This is a genomic window from Kaistella chaponensis (assembly GCF_900156725.1).
In the GTDB taxonomy this organism is placed as follows: Bacteria; Bacteroidota; Bacteroidia; order Flavobacteriales; family Weeksellaceae; genus Kaistella; species Kaistella chaponensis.
In genome coordinates this window covers 22,091-40,169 of the sequence record NZ_FTOI01000002.1, presented here as the reverse complement: position 1 = coordinate 40,169, position 18,079 = coordinate 22,091, and the positions used below count along the sequence as shown (strand labels likewise).

General features: G+C 35.7%; 12 protein-coding genes. 6 read left to right on the top strand and 6 right to left on the bottom strand.

Annotated features, from left to right (window positions below):
* Nucleotides 1-48: 48 nt before the first annotated feature.
* Entirely contained in the window at nucleotides 49-507 is a 459-nt protein-coding gene (smpB, locus tag BW932_RS02200; protein WP_076384941.1) for an SsrA-binding protein SmpB, read from the bottom strand.
* Between the two features lie 165 nt (nucleotides 508-672).
* On the opposite strand from smpB, the gene BW932_RS02195 reads away from it, so the two are divergent.
* Nucleotides 673-2,295, top strand: a complete 1,623-nt coding sequence (locus tag BW932_RS02195) for an ABC-F family ATP-binding cassette domain-containing protein (RefSeq protein ID WP_076384939.1) — start codon at nucleotides 673-675, stop codon at nucleotides 2,293-2,295.
* A 119-nt stretch (nucleotides 2,296-2,414) separates the two neighbouring features.
* Here the strand turns inward: BW932_RS02195 and BW932_RS02190 are convergent, their stop codons facing one another.
* Entirely contained in the window at nucleotides 2,415-3,224 is an 810-nt protein-coding gene (locus BW932_RS02190; protein ID WP_076384937.1) for a ferritin-like domain-containing protein, read from the bottom strand.
* A 28-nt stretch (nucleotides 3,225-3,252) separates the two neighbouring features.
* Complete coding sequence (locus tag BW932_RS02185; RefSeq protein WP_076384935.1) at nucleotides 3,253-3,963, bottom strand: ferritin-like domain-containing protein; 711 nt, start codon at nucleotides 3,961-3,963, stop codon at nucleotides 3,253-3,255.
* Nucleotides 3,964-4,242: 279 nt separating this feature from the next.
* Between BW932_RS02185 and recJ the strand changes: the two genes are divergently transcribed.
* On the top strand, nucleotides 4,243-5,952 hold the full coding sequence (recJ, locus tag BW932_RS02180; protein WP_076384933.1) for a single-stranded-DNA-specific exonuclease RecJ: 1,710 nt from the start codon (nucleotides 4,243-4,245) through the stop codon (nucleotides 5,950-5,952).
* Between the two features lie 13 nt (nucleotides 5,953-5,965).
* Here recJ and BW932_RS02175 read toward each other — a convergent pair whose 3' ends face one another.
* Entirely contained in the window at nucleotides 5,966-7,117 is a 1,152-nt protein-coding gene (locus BW932_RS02175; RefSeq protein ID WP_076384931.1) for a hypothetical protein, read from the bottom strand.
* An 81-nt stretch (nucleotides 7,118-7,198) separates the two neighbouring features.
* Here BW932_RS02175 and BW932_RS02170 point away from each other — a divergent pair, with 81 nt between their 5' ends.
* Together BW932_RS02170 and BW932_RS02165 are read left to right on the top strand one after the other, a co-directional pair.
* The gene (locus BW932_RS02170; RefSeq protein ID WP_076384929.1) at nucleotides 7,199-7,720 is read left to right on the top strand and encodes an NAD(P)H-dependent oxidoreductase; all 522 of its coding nucleotides are present in this window, start codon (nucleotides 7,199-7,201) and stop codon (nucleotides 7,718-7,720) included.
* Nucleotides 7,720-9,552 (top strand): monovalent cation:proton antiporter-2 (CPA2) family protein, encoded by a 1,833-nt coding sequence (locus BW932_RS02165; RefSeq protein WP_076384927.1) that lies wholly within the window; start codon nucleotides 7,720-7,722, stop codon nucleotides 9,550-9,552. Before BW932_RS02170 ends, BW932_RS02165 begins: the two co-directional genes overlap by 1 nt.
* A gap of 1 nt (nucleotide 9,553) precedes the next feature.
* On the opposite strand, the gene BW932_RS02160 is transcribed toward BW932_RS02165, so the two are convergent.
* The gene (locus tag BW932_RS02160) at nucleotides 9,554-10,036 is read right to left on the bottom strand and encodes a hypothetical protein (RefSeq protein WP_076384925.1); all 483 of its coding nucleotides are present in this window, start codon (nucleotides 10,034-10,036) and stop codon (nucleotides 9,554-9,556) included.
* Between the two features lie 107 nt (nucleotides 10,037-10,143).
* Complete coding sequence (locus BW932_RS02155; RefSeq protein WP_076384923.1) at nucleotides 10,144-10,554, bottom strand: type II 3-dehydroquinate dehydratase; 411 nt, start codon at nucleotides 10,552-10,554, stop codon at nucleotides 10,144-10,146.
* Nucleotides 10,555-10,737: 183 nt separating this feature from the next.
* Here BW932_RS02155 and BW932_RS02150 point away from each other — a divergent pair, with 183 nt between their 5' ends.
* Nucleotides 10,738-15,732, top strand: coding sequence for a translocation/assembly module TamB domain-containing protein (locus BW932_RS02150; protein ID WP_245820643.1), 4,995 nt, complete (start codon nucleotides 10,738-10,740; stop codon nucleotides 15,730-15,732).
* Complete coding sequence (gene tamL / locus BW932_RS02145; RefSeq protein WP_076384919.1) at nucleotides 15,732-18,077, top strand: translocation and assembly module lipoprotein TamL; 2,346 nt, start codon at nucleotides 15,732-15,734, stop codon at nucleotides 18,075-18,077. Before BW932_RS02150 ends, tamL begins: the two co-directional genes overlap by 1 nt.
* Nucleotides 18,078-18,079: the final 2 nt, after the last annotated feature.

Below are 18,079 nucleotides of genomic sequence, written 5' to 3'. Positions count from 1 at the left end.
AAAATAAATATAATTTTTCTTTATAAACAAAGATTTTTGGTCTTTTTTTTAACTTTTCTTTAATATTCTCTCGAGATTTCGTTTGTTTTCTCTTTCTTTTATACTATCGCGTTTGTCGAATAATTTTTTACCCCGACCTAAAGCGATTAAAATTTTAGCTTTTCCTTTGTCATTAATATACAATTTCAAAGGAACTATGGTATTTCCAACATCTTTTAGTTTTTTTTCAAACTTTTGCAATTCCCGTTTGTGCAATAGCAACTTCCGTTCCCTTTTTGTTTTATGATTATAAAAAGTTCCCAATTTATATTCATCAATCATCATATTAATGATGTAAAGTTCGCCATCAATAAATTGGCAAAACGCATCGGTAATACTCGCTTTGGAAGACCGCAAAGATTTAATTTCAGTCCCTGTAAGCACCATGCCTGCTTCAATTTCATCTAAAAGCTCATATTCGAAGCGAGCCCGTTTATTAAAAATATTAATAGTTTTTTCGATCTTCATTTTGTTGGATACTTAATACTTTAAAGATATGTTAAATTTCTGCATTTTAACTAAATTTTATCTTAAAAAAAGAAGTTAAAAATTTATACCTTTTTACAATCACACAAAATTGGAACTTTAAACCCAATTTCTTTTCGTAATTTTGCGCCAAATTTACAAAACTATATGTTAACAGTATCTAATTTATCACTGCAATTCGGAAAGAGAGTACTTTTCGATGATGTGAACATTATGTTTACGAAAGGAAACTGCTACGGGATTATTGGCGCAAATGGTGCCGGAAAATCTACATTCCTTAAAATATTAACAGGGGACCAAGACCCTACAACCGGAAACGTTTCACTTGAGCCAGGAAAAAGAATGTCTGTTTTAGAGCAAAATCACTTTGCGTATGATAATTTCACGGTGTTAGAAACAGTACTTCGAGGCAACGAGAAACTTTTCAAAATAAAGGAAGAAATGGATGCTCTTTATGCAAAAGAAGATTTTTCTGATGCTGATGGTATAAAAGCAGGTGAACTAGGAGTTACTTATGACGAAATGGGGGGTTGGAATTCTGAATCGGATGCGATGACGATGCTTTCTAACGTGGGCGTTAAAGATGAAATGCATTATCAAATAATGGGTGAACTCGAAAATCAAAATAAAGTTAAGGTTCTTTTGGCTCAAGCTTTATTCGGAAACCCTGATGTTTTGATTCTCGATGAGCCTACCAATGATCTTGATATCGAAACAATTGCGTGGTTAGAAGACTTTTTGTCAACTTATGAAAACACAGTAATTGTAGTTTCTCACGACCGTCACTTTTTAGATACCGTTTGTACCAATATTGCCGATTTAGATTATTCTAAGTTAAATTTATACACCGGAAACTACTCTTTCTGGTACCAAGCCTCACAATTGGCAACAAGACAAAGACAGCAAGCCAACAAAAAAGCTGAAGACAAGAAAAAAGAATTGCAAGATTTCATTGCACGATTCTCTTCTAACGTGGCAAAAGCAAAGCAAGCAACTGCTCGTAAAAAAATGATCGACAAACTAAACATCGATGACATTAAGCCAAGTTCCAGAAGATATCCTGCAATTATTTTTGATACAGAACGGGAAGCCGGTGATCAAATTTTAGAAATAAAAAATCTAGAAAAAACAAAAGATGGCGAGCTTCTATTTTCAAAAATCGATTTGAATCTGAAAAAAGGAGATAAAGTTGCGGTACTTTCTAAAAACAGTTTGGCAATTACCGAATTTTTTGAAGTTTTAGCAGGTAATGTTACTGCAGACAAAGGCGAATTTAACTGGGGAATTACAACCAACCAATCGTATATGCCTTTGGATAACAACAGTTTTTTCGAAGAAGATATTAATTTGGTCGATTGGTTGCGTCAGTTTACTAAAAATGACGACGAAAGACATGAAGAATATATGCGTGGGTTTTTAGGAAAAATGCTTTTCTCTGGAGATGAAGCATTGAAATCTTGTAAAGTCCTTTCGGGAGGAGAAAAAATGCGTTGTATGTTCAGCCGAATGATGCTCCAAAGAGCCAACGTTCTCCTCATGGATGAACCTACGAATCACCTGGATCTAGAAAGTATTACCACTTTAAATAATTCATTGACCAATTTCAAAGGTACTATTCTACTTTCTTCTCATGACCACGAAATGTTAGAAACAGTTTGTAACAGAGTGATTGAATTAACTCCAAAAGGGATCATCGACAGACAAATGACTTACGATGAATACTTGGATGACAAAAAAATCAAAGAATTGCAGCAGCAAATGTATTCTTAATATATTTTAACTCATTTAAAACCGTCTTATCAGCAATTGATAAGACGGTTTTTTTATGATCAAAAAAAATCCTTCCCAAAATAAAATTTGAAAAGGATAGGATATATAAAGAAGTGTTTTTAAGAGATAAATAGACCCGCAATCATAGAAGCTTGTTGACCGGTAAGGATTTCATCAAATGAAGCCGATCCTGCTGCGGCGCCGAATAAAGTTGAAGTGTTATAACCAGCTTGTGTTACATTTTCTTCACCAGCATAAACCGCATTGGTTGCTGCAGGCATATTTCCACCGTTATTCGATTCTACCCAACCTTTGTTCATACGCATTCTTCTTACTTTAGAAGCATGTCTTGCTTCCACAGAATGAATTTGTAAAGCGGCTTGCAAAACTGCTTTATTGGAGGCAACATTTCCCGCCTGACCTTTGTAAGCGCGAACTCCTGTATCCTCAAAAGCTTGTGCAAGAGTCATAAACTGTTGATAATCTGTAAATGGTTGAAAATTTCCACCAGCAGTAAAATCAAAATTAGGTTTTGCTATAGGCGTTTCTCCTAAAGATGATATTGCAGCTTTCAAAAATACAACGTGAGCAGTTTCGTGCTTGCTGATTTGCTGAAAAACAACTTTATCTGCCGCCGGAATTAAACCCGAAGTATTGATTCCTAATCTATAATATTCGTCTTCCAGATACTCTAATGTTAATGCCAATTGCAGCGCATCTGTTAATGCTGAAGCTGCAGCAAAACTTGCTTCCTGAGTAGTTTCAGCTTTTGCAGATGTTGCCATAAATGACCCTAATCCTAAAGGAATTGCTGCAACTGCTGCTTTTTTTCCGAAGTCTGAAAACTGAGCCAAGCTCCCTAATCTTGATGTTTCGGTGGAGAAAAATTTATCGTCCGAAAGTTTATCTAATATTGTAAGTAAGTTCATAATAAATGATTTTAAAAATTAATAAATTCTACCCGATTCCTTGTTCTTTCCACGTAAATGGCGTTTTGAAGAATGATCCTGCAGCTGCAACAATATCTTTCGGTTCTTTTGCAACATCTAAACCATTGGAACCAATCACATCATCACCCGCAAAATCCATAGATCCAGGATTGATAATATCTCTAATTGCAGCAGCATGTCGGGCTTCAACACTTACAATTTTTCCTGCAATGACCAAATAATCTAAATTTTTAATGTATTTACCTGCACCATTATAAGCTGCAACACCTGTATCTTCTAATGCCTTCGCAGTGGCAAGAATAGAAGTTCTGCTATTGAAATCAACGCCGTCATATTTAAATTCTAAATTGGGTGTCGGTGCAGCTCCTGCCGCGGTAATTGCTGCTTTGAAGAAATCTCTGTGAATAACCTCGTGGTTATAAATATCAATGAAAACTTGTTTTTCAGCAGACGAAATACCGCTGTAAAAATTATTCACCACTTTCGTATAAAAATCAGCTTCCAGCTGTTCTAATGCGTATGCATAATTCAAAATCCCTACATCTCCTGTTCCTAGATCAAATATCGAATCTGGCTGTTCATAAGCCATTTCTTCATTTCTACATCCTGCCAAAGTAAGTCCGGCCACTAAGAGACCCGCACCTCCTAACTTCAGAAAATTTCTTCTGTTTGTATCCAAAGTTGCTCCTTTGTTTGATACATGAACTGTTTTTTCCATAATAAATATTTTTTAAGTTGGTTCTAATATCAATTACGAGCCGTCTCCCTTTTTAGATTTAAAATATTTATAATAAATTCAAATTAATCGCTACTTCGTTGAATTACTGTACTTTAAATTTCATAATTTTTTACTTTCCTGCATCAAATCTTCTGCTTTTATAAGATTTTGACATTTATTACGTGAACTACTCCCTTCTATTTTAATTTAGAAGCTGTATTTTTTGTTTAATCGAAATCACTAAAAAAGTTCAAAAAAAAACTCTATTTTTGTGAGATTATGAATCAAAAATGGATTTACAAACCCGAACCCGATGAAGAAATTGTAGATGGATTAAGTACATCTCTAGGTTTCGGCACTTTTGAATCCAAGATTTTAGTCATGCGCGGCATCGAGAATTATCAAAAAGCGCGAGAATTTTTCAAACCCAACCTCAACGATATTCACAATCCTTTCCTCATGAAGGATATGCAACTTGCGGTCGATCGCATTGCGACAGCGATTGAAAATGGGGAGAAAATAATGGTTTACGGTGATTATGATGTAGATGGAACCACCGCAGTTGCCTTGATGTATCTTTATCTCAGCAAAATTGTCGATAAAAAATATCTTACTTATTATATTCCCGACCGTAACATTGAAGGATACGGAATATCAAATGAAGGAATCGACTTCGCCAAAGAGAACAGTTTTTCGCTAATTATTGCACTCGATTGCGGAATTAAAGCACTCGACAAAGTGGAATATGCAAAAAATTTAAACATCGATTTTATCATCTGCGACCACCATTTACCAGGAGAAGAAATTCCGGCTGCAGTTGCCGTTTTAGATCCAAAAAGAGTAGACTGCAGGTATCCCTTCAAAGAATTGTCCGGATGTGGTGTTGGTTTTAAATTGTGTCAAGGTTTAAATACGATTTATAAAATTCCCGAAGCCGAACTCTTCGAATTGACAGATTTGCTTGCGATTTCTATTGCTGCAGATATTGTTTCGATGACAGGAGAAAATCGAGTTTTGGCAAAACAAGGTTTAAAAGTTCTACGGAAATCGCGAAATTTAGGTCTTAGAATGTTGATTCCCGAAGATAAACTGGCAACTTTCGAAATCTCAAATATTGTTTTTGAAATCGCGCCAAAAATTAACGCTGCTGGAAGAATTTCACAGGGAAAAGCCGCAGTTGAATTGATGGTTTCCGATAATTTGAAACAAGCGCATCAAATTGTAAGTGACATCATTACGCTCAACGATTCCCGCCGCGAAATGGACACAAGCAGCACAATAGAAGCGCTTTTGCAGGTAGAAACAACGGGACAAGTTCAAAATTTCTCCACCGTAGTTTATGGTTCCACTTGGAACAAAGGCGTTATCGGAATCGTCGCATCCAGATTAACGGAAACTTATTATAAACCAACCATTGTTTTTGCTGATGGAAATAATGGAGAAATGGTCGCTTCAGCGCGCTCAATAGCAGATTTCGATGTGCATGATGCCTTGGAAAAATGTTCTGACCTTTTTCTGAAATTTGGCGGTCATCCTGCAGCAGCTGGTCTTTCTATGGAAAAAGAAAAATTCGATCTCTTTAAAGAAAAATTTGAAAAAGTAGTTGCAGAAAAAATTCAGGAGCACCAAAAAGAACCGAGCATAAAAATTGACGCCAAAGTTACCATTGATGATTTAGATAAAGATTTCTTCAATTTTCATCGGAAATTAGCACCATTCGGTCCCGACAATATGAAACCCGTTTTGGTCTTAGAGAATCAAAAAGTTTCAGGATATGTGAAAACGATGGGAAAAGAAAGCAACCACTTAAAATTCTTCATCAAGCAAGATTCTACAGGTAAAAATATTGAATGTGTTGGTTTTAAACTCGGAAACTTTGCTGATGATTTCCGACAAAAAACTTTCGACATTGCCTTCACCGCTGAAGAAAACCACTGGAAAGGCAACGTAACTTACTATTTGAATATTCGCGACGTGAAGTTTAATTAGTACCGCGATATCTTCATAAAACAGGATGCCTTTCAAACTCCTTCTCTCGATCAAAAAGAAAACGATAAGTTGCTAATTTTCTAGTTACTTCAGTCTCTAAACTTTCTGCAATCTTCATCATTTTCGGATTAAAATCACCGATCCATTGCATTTCGTAATCTTCGAAATCTGTAGCTTTTCTAAAGTGTTTTGTTCCTTCCCAAATCATAAATCCATCGATTCCCTTTTTTTGCCATTCGGGTACAATCCCAAAAACTAAACCGACCATCTTCTTATTTTTCGTCAGTTTCTTCATCAAAAGGAATTTCAGTTTCTGCAAAATTCCAAACTTTCCGTTCAAATATTTAAACCACTGATTGAGATCGGGAATATTCATCCACATGGCGATCGGTTTTTCATTTTCGTAAACAAACCAGGAAATATGTTCGTTGATAACCGGTTTTAAAGTCAGGAAGAGCTTCAATGTTTGTGCGTTGGTCAACTGTTTTCCTTCCCCGTGATTTGCCCACGCTTTATTATAAATTTCTGTAAAATCAATTGCGAATTTTTCCAAATTTTTTACCTTCATTCTTTTTGCAGAAATGGCTTTGTTTTTTGAAATTCTTTCGTGCATTTCTAAAAATTTATCTGCGACAGGATTATGAATTTTTCTACCAAAACACAGTTGATTGAAATAAACCTGAAACCCATAGTTCTCAAAAAGTTTCTTATAATAGGGTGCATTGTAATTCATTGCATAAAGCGGTTCAGAAAAACCCTCCGTCAAAAGTCCCCAAAACTTGTCGCGCTCCCCGAAATTAATCGGTCCATCCATCGCTTCCATTCCTTTTTGCTGAAGCCAATTCTTTGCAAAATCAAAAATAAAATTCGCGGTTTCCTCCTCATCAATACAGTCGAAAAAACCAAATCCACCCGTTGGTTGCTTTTGTTTGTATTTTTTATTAATGAATACGGCAATCTTTCCTACCACCACTTTTTGATCATTCAGAAAAAGAAACCGTTCACATTCGCCAAAACGAAAAAATTTATTCCTTTTCGGATCAAAAACACCATCAATGTCTTTATCAAGCGGACGAATATAATTTGAATCTCCCGAAAAAAGCCGCGCTGGAAACGCTAAAAATTCTATTTTATGTTTATTGGTAACTACTTTTTCAACCTTCATCTCCCAAAAATACTGAATATATTTTTTCGATTAAATCGTAATTTTTGTTTTTTTTCAGTATTTTTATAAAAATTCAAAAAGTTGAAAAAAACCCTCGTCATTTTTGCTCATCCATATTTTGAATATTCTACATCAAATGTGGAACTGGTAAAAATATATGAGGGTGTTGAAAATTTGGTTTTTAAAGATTTATATGAAGAATATCCCGATTTTCACATTCAATCTTTTAAGGAGAGAAAAAGAATTAGAGATTACGAACGATTGATATTTCATTTTCCCTTGATTTGGTTTTCTATTCCGCCGCTTTTGAAACTTTGGATCGATGAGGTTTTCGACATGACTTGGACGACGGAAAAAAATCATCCGCTTCAAAATAAAGATGCAATTATTATTGTAACCGTGGGTGGAAAAGCAGAACATTATACACCGCAAGGAATGTATGAAACGACGATCGGCGAATTATTGCGATCCCTCACTTTATCTTTAAAAGTAAATCAAATCGAAGTTAAAGAATTAATTGCAGTTCACAATTCCGACGATTTAACAAAAGAGGAATTGACTCAGATTTCAGAAAAAATAAAAAGAACACTCAACATCAGCTAATGGAAAATTCCCTTGCAATGACCGCGCTCATTTTTCTTGGTGCAGCCATCATTATGGTTCCATTGGTTCGAAAACTGGGTTTGAGTTCGGTCATTGGATTTATTTTGGGTGGAATTATCATTGGACCTTTTGTTTTAAAATTGACAGGGAGCGGCTCCGAAGACATCATGAATACAACAGAATTCGGCGTGATCATGTTGCTTTTCTTAATAGGCTTAGAAGTAGAACCGAAAAAATTCTGGGGAATTAGGAAGAAAATTTTCGGAATGGGTCTCAGTCAAATGTTGTTCACCGTAACCATCCTTTTTCTGATTTTTTATATCGCAAAATGGCGACCTGATCAAGCATTAGTTGCCGCGTTGTGTTTTGCACTTTCCTCTACTGCGATTGTTTTGCAGACTTTAAAAGAAAAAAATGTTTTCCGAACAGAAGCCGGCGAATCCTCCTTCTCCATTCTCTTATTTCAAGATATTTCGGTGATTCCCATTTTGGCATTATTGCCGGTTTTGGCTTCAAGACCAAAAGATAAAGAGCAAATGATTCTCTTGCAATATTTGCCAGATTGGTTGCAACCGTTTTCAATTATTCTGGGAGTTTTACTTTTAATATTTTTAGGACGCTACATTTTTGTCCCTTTTTTACGATATGTTTCGCGTTCCGGAATGAATGAATTATTGACCGCTTCTTCCCTATTTCTCGTCATCGGTGTTTCAGAATTAATGAATGCTGCGGGATTATCTCCAGCTTTGGGCGCATTTATCGCAGGAGTAATGTTGGCGACAAGCGAATTTCGACATGAACTAGAAAGTCAGATCGAACCTTTCAAAGGATTATTACTCGCAGTTTTCTTTGTAAGTGTGGGTGCAACCATCAATTTTTTCGTCATCCTGGAAGATCCGATGTTTATTTTCACCACCACGATCGTCGTTTTAGTAGTGAAATTCGGTGTACTTTTCGGCGTTGGAAAATTCTTTAAACTGAAGATTGATCAAAATTTCATGGTCGCTTTTGCCTTATCTCAAATTGGAGAATTTGCTTTTGTTCTCATTAATTATTCCACAAATCTCTATTTATTAGATCCAAAATTAAATGCACAACTTCTTGCAATTACCGCCATTACAATGTGCATTACGCCAATTTTATTACTCATTAATGACAAATTAATTGAACCAAGATGGCCCAGAACACACCATCAAAATAATGAAATTACAGAACCCATCAAACAACAGAAAATAATCATTGTCGGATTTGGTCACTTTGGAAGTACCGTTGGAAGATTATTGCGTGTAAATGGCGTGAAGGCAACCGTTTTGGACAATGATCCTGAAAGAGTGAACATCTTGCGATCAAATGGTTTTAAAGTCTATTTTGGAGACGCTTCAAAACCCGGAATTCTTCGTTCAGCGGGTGCAGAAACAGCAGATTTACTCATTCTTTGCTTAGATAGCCCGGAAAAAAATAAATTTATTCTCGAATATGCGCGAGAAAAATTTCCACAACTGCAGTTTTTTGTTCGGTCGAAAAACCGACTCGACGCTTATGATTTTATCAATAATGGCGTCGATAATATTTATCGCGAAACATTGGGAACCGCAGTGAACATGGCAGTCGATATTTTGAAAGCCACAGGAATGAGAGCGTATGCAGCCCGAAGATTAGGACAGAGATTTATGCTCATCGATAAAGCGGTGACCAGAAAATTGGCGAAAGAAGAAAAATCGGATAAAGTGACTTTTACCATGAAAGCTTATCTGGAGCGGGAAGCAGAACTTTTAGCTCAAGACAGCCATTCATTTGATGAATCGCAGTGGAGTGAAAACGAGGAATTTTAGATCAATAGTTCGAACAATCTTCTGACGTAATATTTGCTAAATTAACGATTTTACCATCAAGAGAAACTTTGATTTCGGGGAAATCACCTTCCATGCACTCATTTTTTTCGTCTTTAAAATCCCCATTCGCAGCCTCAATTTCTACTCCATTTCCAGAAATGGAATAATTATTTTCGGTAAAATCAAATTGGGATAAAGTGTAATCTTTCCCATCAATTCTAATATTTCCTTCGTTTGAATTTTGGTCAAAATAAAAGAGTACATTTCCATTTTGCTTAAAAATTGTTCTCCCTTTTTCGCTCGCAATATTTTGCGGAAGGATTTGAAAGGCAACAGATTTGTCTGGATTTCGGAGCTCCGGACGCTGCAAACTGTCTGTAACTGATTTCGTAGAATCCACGACAATGTTATCAGAAATGATTTCCTTATCTTTTTTACATGAAACTAAAGTGATAATGGTAAGAACAAAAAAAAACTTCTTCATGGTCTATTTATTTTGATTTTTTTGAGCAATAATCATTCCTCGATTGATTTAAAGCAGAATTTTCAACTTAGATTTTCTTTCGTAAAGTTCGTTTTCTAGATCTCGACTTACAAAATCAAACTTGCAACCGCGAGCGAATAACCATTCATCCCAAAACCACTGATAATTCCATCTGCATTCACTGCGGTCACCGATTTTTGACGAAACTCTTCCCGTTTATAAATGTTACTGATGTGAACTTCAATTTTTGGTTGAGAAATGTTTTTCAAGCAATCAGCAATTGCATACGAGTAATGCGTGAAAGCTCCGGGATTAATAATCAACGCTTCAAAATCATTTTCTTGCAACCGATTGATGATTTCGCCCTCTACATTTGACTGATAATAAAGGATTTCGTGTTTTGGGTACGCTTTTTGTAAGAGTTCCAAATGTATTTCCATGGAAACAGTACCGTATATTTCTGGTTCACGAGTTCCTAAAAGATTGAGATTAGGACCGTTTAAAAGTAGAATTTTCATCTTCAAATTTTTACAAATATAGGTTGTTTACCTAAAAATAGTAATTTCGTGAGGAAGAATTATGCGGTTTATAACGTAAGCAAAGAGGAAAAAACATAAAATTAATCTATTATTAATACATTAATGACAATCGTAATGTATTTTTTTTGTAAATTTTAATCCATCTAATTTAAATAAGTGAATATCTACAAAAAGATTTTAAAATATACGGGAATCGGCATTGCGGCATTATTGGCGTTGATCATCGCGTTGGTTTTAAGCCTGCAATTACCTGCTGTACAAAATTTTGCGAAAGGAAAATTGGTCAACTATTTAGAGAAAAAAATAAAAACCAAAGTCAGTTTAGACCGCGTTTACATTGGTTTTCCAAACAGTTTAGTGATGGAAAACCTCTTTTTAAAAGGTCAAAAAGTAGATACGCTTTTGTTTGCCCGCAAATTAGATGTCGGATTAAATATTCCAAAACTCCTCAATAATACCGCCGATATAACATCTATTGATTTGGAAGGAGTAAAAGCAAATGTGGTGCGAAATCCGAACGGAAGTTTCAATTTTGATTATATTATCGATGCTTTCGCCACCAAAGACGAAGAAAAAACGCCTTCCAAACCTTTCATTATTTCTTTGGATAAAATTAATTTGAAAGATATCGGGATTTCTTTTATCGACCAACAATCCCGGAATGACCTTAATGTCTATTTTAAATCTTTCAACACGCAGGTAAAAACTTTTGATCTTCAAAATAATTCTTACGCAGCAAATGACATCAATATGGATGGACTTCGGCTGAAACTGAAGCAAGATTTGATGGAGGAAGTTGCAAAAAGAGTGGAGAAAAAAGTAGATTCCTTGAATCAACAAAAACCCATGAAAATTGGTTTGAATAAAATCAATTTGACGAATTTCAATATCGATTACGGCGATGACAACTCAAAAACTTTTGCGAAAGTTATTTTTAAAGAACTCACCACGAAAATCAACAAACTCGATCTAGAAAACAGCGATTTCGAAGTTGAGAATGTCTATTTAAAAGGAGCAGACATCAATGCGAAACTATTTTTACCCGCTAAAAACGCAAATCCGAAACCTTCAACAAATACAAAACCAGAGACAGAAAAATCGCTCGCAGTTTTGCTGAACAAATTGATTTTCGATGATGTAAAAGTGATTTACGACAACACCGCAATTGCTTCCACGAAAAGCGGAATAGATTTCAATCACCTGGATTTTTCGAAAATGAATCTGGAAGTTCGAAACTTTAAAATGAAAGACGGCACTTTTGCAGGCACCGTGAATTCAGCAGAAATTAAAGAAAATCGTGGTTTAAACATTCAAAAATTCGAAACCGATTTCGTGTATGAAGAAAAACAAGCGTATCTGAAAGATCTCTATTTGCAAACCCCGAAAACCATTTTGCGTGATGAAGTGGTTTTGAATTATAATTCAATTGAGCAACTTTCTGCGAATCCAGGTGCGGTGAAAATTTTAGCCAACATCAAAAATTCTAAAGTGGGATTCAGCGATATTTTGATGCTGGTTCCTTCCTTGCGAAATACGGCGCCTTTCAATAAATATCCCAATTCTACATTAAACCTAAATACGAGGTTAAAAGGAACTTTGAATGATTTAACGATTCAAAATTTAGAAGTTTCGGGTTTGGATAAATTAATCGTCAAAGCTTCTGGAACCATCAAAAATGCGATGAATCCGAAGAATTTATATTATGATTTGAATATTCGCGAATTGTCCTCTTCTGCAAAAACAATTTTTAATTTGGTTCCGAAAAATACAATTCCAAGCACCATTTCTTTGCCTTCATACTTCAAAATCGTGGGAACTGCGAAAGGAACAACGCAAATTGTAAATACGAATCTGAAACTGACTTCCACTTTAGGAAATGCCGCGATTCGAGCTTCTGTAAATATGAAACAGAAAGGTCAGGAAAAATATGATGTTTTGGCAAACCTGCAGCATTTACAAATTGGATCCATCATTCAGAATAAAGATTTAGGTTCCATTACCGGACAAATTTCTGTCAACGGTCAAAGTTTTGATCCCAAAAAAGCGAATGCAGCGATAAAAGGGAACGTCACATCGGTTTATTACAATGGTTACACCTATCGAAATATGGCGTTGAATGGCAAAATTAACCGCGGGAATTATGCCATTAATCTTGATTCCAAAGATCCAAATGCGAATCTGAAAATATTAGCTTCCGGGAATTTTACCAATAAAAATCCTACTGTAAAAGTTAATGGCAGCATCAATAAATTAGATTTAAATAAATTAGGTTTTTATAAGGATCAAATGATTCTTGCAGGAGACATCGAGGGTGATTTTTCCAGTTTAAATCCCGACGCACCCAATGGATATTTGCACTTGCAGAATTTTGCGATTTCTGACACGAAAGATATTTTCCCTTTGCAGGAAGTTTATTTGAATGCCATTTCAACTTTAGACAGCAACAGAATTGAGCTCAAATCCCAAATTGCAGATGTTGATTTGATAGGAAAATACAAATTAACCCAGATTTTCGGCTCTTTACAGCAAACCATTAACCAATATTATCAGTTTCAAAAACCCGGAACAAAAACGGTAAAAGTTGATGCAAACCAATATTTTACCTTCAATGCAAAAGTAAAAGACGACAATCTACTGCGAAAATTCGTCCCTGATTTAACGAGTTTCGAACCGATTACTGTATCCGGGAATTACGATGCAGATTCCAAAAAACTGGAAGTCAACGGACAGATTCCAGAACTTATTTATGGAAAAAATAACATTAGTAATGGAACTTTAGCCATTAATAATTTGAATGATGCCTTAGTTTACGACATCAATTTGGGACAATTCAATAATGAAAGCATCGCATTGATGAAGGTTCGCTTAAATGGTGATGTCAAAGAAAACCTCATCACGTACAATGCTTCTACGAAAGATGAAAAAGATGCGACGAAATTCCTGATTGCCGGAAATGTAGAGAAAATGGGCGATCTCACCAAAATAAAATTAAATCCAGATGGTTTAAAATTAAATTACACCGATTGGCAAGTGACGCCCGACAATTTTATAGAACTAAGCAGTCGCGGAATTTTGGCTAATAATTTCGGTATTTCTAATGCAGGAAGCGAAATCCAAGTTCAGTCGGAAACCAATGCTCCGAACAGTCCGCTCAATATTACGCTGAAAGATTTCAAAATTGAAACATTGACCGAACTCGTGAAAAAAGATTCTCTCCTCGCAAAAGGAAAAATTAATGGTACGGCGCAACTTCGGGATTTGAAAAACAACATGGCGTTTACTTCTGATCTAAAAATCACTGATTTATTCTTTTACGGAAGTCCGGTCGGGAATTTAGACGTAAAAGCGAACAATCAAACTTCCGAATTAATTCGTGCAGACATCGCGCTTTCCGGCTTTAATAATGATGTGAAATTGGCAGGAACTTACAATACCAAATCCAGCGGTTTGGATATGAATTTAGAGATGAACCAACTTCAGATGAAAACGGTTCAAGGATTTTCTCAGAATGCCATCGAAAATCCAGAAGGTTATCTTTCTGGGAATTTAAAAATTGGCGGAAATACAAAAGCACCAAATGTTTTAGGAGCGGTGAAATTTAATGACGTTGGTTTAGGAATTACGCAATTGGGAAGTAAATTCAAAAATATCAACGATGAAATTAAATTCACGAACCGCGGAATTGATTTCAATGATTTCAAAATTAAAGACGAATCCGGAAACGCAATTGTAATTGGTGGGTCCGTTTTGACCAAAACCTATCAAGATTTTGCCTTTAACTTAGAAGTAAATGCGAAAAATTTCAAAGTCGTAGATTCTGAAAAAAACAACGATAGAATCATGTACGGCGTTTTGGCAATTGACGCGGGATTAAGAATCAGAGGCGATCTCGATTTACCTAAAGTTGATGGCAATTTAGCGGTAACCGACAAAACCGATTTTACTTTTGTTTTACCCCAATCTTCGCCTGGTTTAAAGGAAAGAGAAGGAATTGTAGAATTTATTGACCAAGATCAAATCGCATTGCAGAAAACCATTAAAACAGATTCTTTGACGGATCAAAGCCAAATTAAAGGCATGGATGTGAATGTAAATATCGACGTCAATAAAGAAGCGAAAATCTCTTTGATCATCGATAAAGCCAATGGTGATTTTGTAAAACTTCAGGGTGAAGCGCAGTTAACGGGCGGAATTGATCCATCAGGAAAAACAACTTTAGTAGGCGTTTATCAGGTGGAAAAAGGAGCTTATGAAATGTCGGTGAGTTTGCTGAAAAGAAAATTTGAGATCCAAAAAGGAAGCACGATTACTTGGACCGGAGAACCGATGACTGCAAATCTTGACATTACGGCGATCTATCAAACCGACGCTGCACCACTCGATTTGTTGCAACAACAGTTAACCGGAGTTTCTGGTTCGGAACTGAATCAGTATAAACAGAGAATTCCTTTCAATACATTATTAAAGATGAATGGCGAATTATTGAAACCGATAATTACCTTTGATATTACGACTGCGGAGGAAAACAATTCGGTTTCTGCAACGGTTTTAGACAACACGAAAGCCAAACTGGATCAGTTGAGAAGAGAAGAATCTGAAATGAACAAACAGGTTTTTGCTTTATTGTTGCTGAACAGATTTATCGGGGAAAATCCGTTCCAAACGGAAACCGGTTTATCGGCTTCAACTTTAGCAAAACAAAGTGTGAGTCGCATCTTATCGGAACAATTAAACAATTTGGCGAAAGATTTAATTGGCGGTGTAGAACTGAATTTCGATTTAAATTCTACAGAAGATTATTCCACTGGAAATAAAAATGAAAGAACCGATTTGAATGTCGGATTGTCTAAAAGATTATTTGATGACCGATTGAAAGTAACGGTCGGAAATAATTTCGCGCTCGAAGGTGATGCAAGACAAAATGAGCAAATGACCAATATTGCAGGTGACATTACTTTGGATTACAGCTTATCCAAAGACGGAAGATATATGTTGAGAGCGTATCGTAAAAATGATTATCAAGTGGCTTTGCAAGGACAAATTATCGAAACTGGAGTTGGGTTTATCATCACTTTAGATTACGATAAATTTCGGGAGATTTTTGAAAGGTCAAAGAAAAATACAGAAACTAAAGAACAAAATACGTCTTCAAAATAATGATAGCATTGAAAACATCTTATTATAAAATATTTGCAGCATTTTCATTAATGTTGATCGTCTCATCTTGTAGCAATACCAAATTTTTGCAGGAAGGTCAAATTCTTTACACGGGAGCAAAAATTTCTATTAAAAATGATACCCTTTCTAAAAAGGAAAAATCAAATTTAAAAGAAGCGCTTCAAGATCAGTTACGACCGAAACCTAACTCTTCTTTTTTAGGATTAAGACCGCGACTTTACATTTATAACATCACGAAAGAGCCCAAAAAACAAAAAGGAATTCGGTATTGGCTCAAATACAAAATCGGCGAAAAACCAGTTTTATTAGGAGACGTAGATCGGGAATTCAATAAAAAAATTATCGTTAATTATTCGGAGAACAAAGGTTTTTTCAATGCAAAAGCTTCTTCCGACACCATTTCTAAAAATAAAAAAGCCTCTGTTCTTTATGCTTTGAAACCCGGCGCGAGATATTTGATCAGCAAAGTTAATTTCCCTGAAGATTCCACGGTTATTAATTCTGAAATTCAAAATATTAAAGACAAAACTTTCTTAAAAGTCGGAAATCATTTTGATCTGGATGTGATTAAAGCAGAAAGAGAACGGATCAATGAGCATTTGAAAAACCGCGGATTTTATTATTTCAGTCCAGATAATATTATTGTTCAAGCCGATTCTACCGTTCAAAAAGAGCCGAAAGTAGAACTTTTCGTCAAGCTGAAAAAAAACACGCCACAACTTTCAAAAGAGCCTTTTACGATTAATAAAACCATCGTTTTTGCAGATTACAATATTGCAGATTTAAAATTGGGAAAATATGGAATTCCCTACAAAACGGATTCTGTAAAAGCGTACAACGATCTATACATCATCGATCCGGAGCATAAATTTAAACCGAAAATTTTCGACCGCACCCTTTACTTTGAAAAAGGTGATTTGTATAATAGAACCGATCATAATTTATCGTTGAACCGACTGATTAGTTTGGGCGTTTTTAAATTTGTGAAAAATGAATTCGTCGTTTCAGATTCTTTAAATCATCAGTTTGATGCCTATTATTTATTGACGCCACGTCCTTTTCAATCTTTACGTTTAGAAACATTAGGAAAAACAAATTCCGCCAATTATACGGGTGGAGAAGTCAATTTAAACTGGACGAACCGTAATTTTTTCCGAGGTGCAGAACAAGTAAAAGCTTCTGTTTATGGTGCTTTTGATGTGCAAGTTGGCGGACCAAAAGATGCAAATAACATCATCAGATTTGGAGCAAATGCGCAACTTTCGATTCCCAGAATTGTGGCGCCATTCAAATTTCGATCTTCCAGCGCGTATGTTCCACGAACGAATTTCAATATTGGGTATGAATACTTGAGCAGGACGGAATTGTACACTTTACACAATTTCAATACTTCATTCGGGTATCTGTGGAAAGAAAACGAAAGAAAAGAACACGATTTAAAAGTGTTGGATGTGAGTTTGGTTGCGCCCCAAAACATTACCGATAAATATCAGGAGCAGATTGACGGAAATCCACTAAAAGGAATTCCCGCAAATCCTTCGCTGCAAAGAGTTGTAGATAAACAATTGACTTTCGGCACTGCTTACAGTTTTACGTACACCAATACAATGCTGCCAAAGAAAAACACTTTTTATTATAAAGGAAGTGTAGATATTGCCGGAACAATCGCCGGTTTGGTAACTGGAGCCGATGCAAAAGCCGATAAACAAAAAGAATTTTTCAACATTCCGTTTAGCCAATACGCAAAAATGGAACATGATTTCAGGTATTACAGAAAAGTAAATTTTAAAAGTTCGATTGCGACAAGAGCAATTTTGGGCATTGGATTACCGTACGGAAATTCGATTTATATGCCATACACGAAACAATTTTTTGTGGGTGGAAGCAACAGTATTCGTGCATTTAGAGCAAGAACTTTAGGACCTGGAAGTTATGATCCAAGAACTCAAAATGCCACTTTTTTCTTCGATCAATCTGGAGATATTAAATTAGAATTGAATGCAGAATACCGCGCAAATATTTATAAATTTCTCAATGTTGCCGCCTTTGCAGATGCCGGAAACGTTTGGCTCGTCAATGAAGATCCAACAAGACCAGGTGGGGAATTTTCGAAAGAATTCACCAAAGAAATTGCGGTTGGAGCAGGAGTTGGGCTTCGGTTAGATTTTTCAATTTTGATCTTAAGATTAGATTTGGCAATGCCATTAAGAATTCCTTATGGCGAAGAATCTGAAAGATGGACTCTCGATCGAATTAATTTTGGAAGTGGAGCTTGGAGAAAAGATAATATAATTTTGAATATCGCAATCGGATATCCATTTTAAAT

Excerpts from the sequence above, each read along its gene's own strand:
- smpB (WP_076384941.1), bottom strand. The coding sequence starts at position 507 with ATGAAGATCGAAAAAACTATTAATATTTTTAATAAACGGGCTCGCTTC.
- BW932_RS02195 (WP_076384939.1), top strand. The coding sequence starts at position 673 with ATGTTAACAGTATCTAATTTATCACTGCAATTCGGAAAGAGAGTACTT.
- BW932_RS02190 (WP_076384937.1), bottom strand. The coding sequence starts at position 3,224 with ATGAACTTACTTACAATATTAGATAAACTTTCGGACGATAAATTTTTC.
- BW932_RS02185 (WP_076384935.1), bottom strand. The coding sequence starts at position 3,963 with ATGGAAAAAACAGTTCATGTATCAAACAAAGGAGCAACTTTGGATACA.
- recJ (WP_076384933.1), top strand. The coding sequence starts at position 4,243 with ATGAATCAAAAATGGATTTACAAACCCGAACCCGATGAAGAAATTGTA.
- BW932_RS02175 (WP_076384931.1), bottom strand. The coding sequence starts at position 7,117 with ATGAAGGTTGAAAAAGTAGTTACCAATAAACATAAAATAGAATTTTTA.
- BW932_RS02165 (WP_076384927.1), top strand. The coding sequence starts at position 7,720 with ATGGAAAATTCCCTTGCAATGACCGCGCTCATTTTTCTTGGTGCAGCC.
- BW932_RS02160 (WP_076384925.1), bottom strand. The coding sequence starts at position 10,036 with ATGAAGAAGTTTTTTTTTGTTCTTACCATTATCACTTTAGTTTCATGT.
- BW932_RS02155 (WP_076384923.1), bottom strand. The coding sequence starts at position 10,554 with ATGAAAATTCTACTTTTAAACGGTCCTAATCTCAATCTTTTAGGAACT.
- tamL (WP_076384919.1), top strand. The coding sequence starts at position 15,732 with ATGATAGCATTGAAAACATCTTATTATAAAATATTTGCAGCATTTTCA.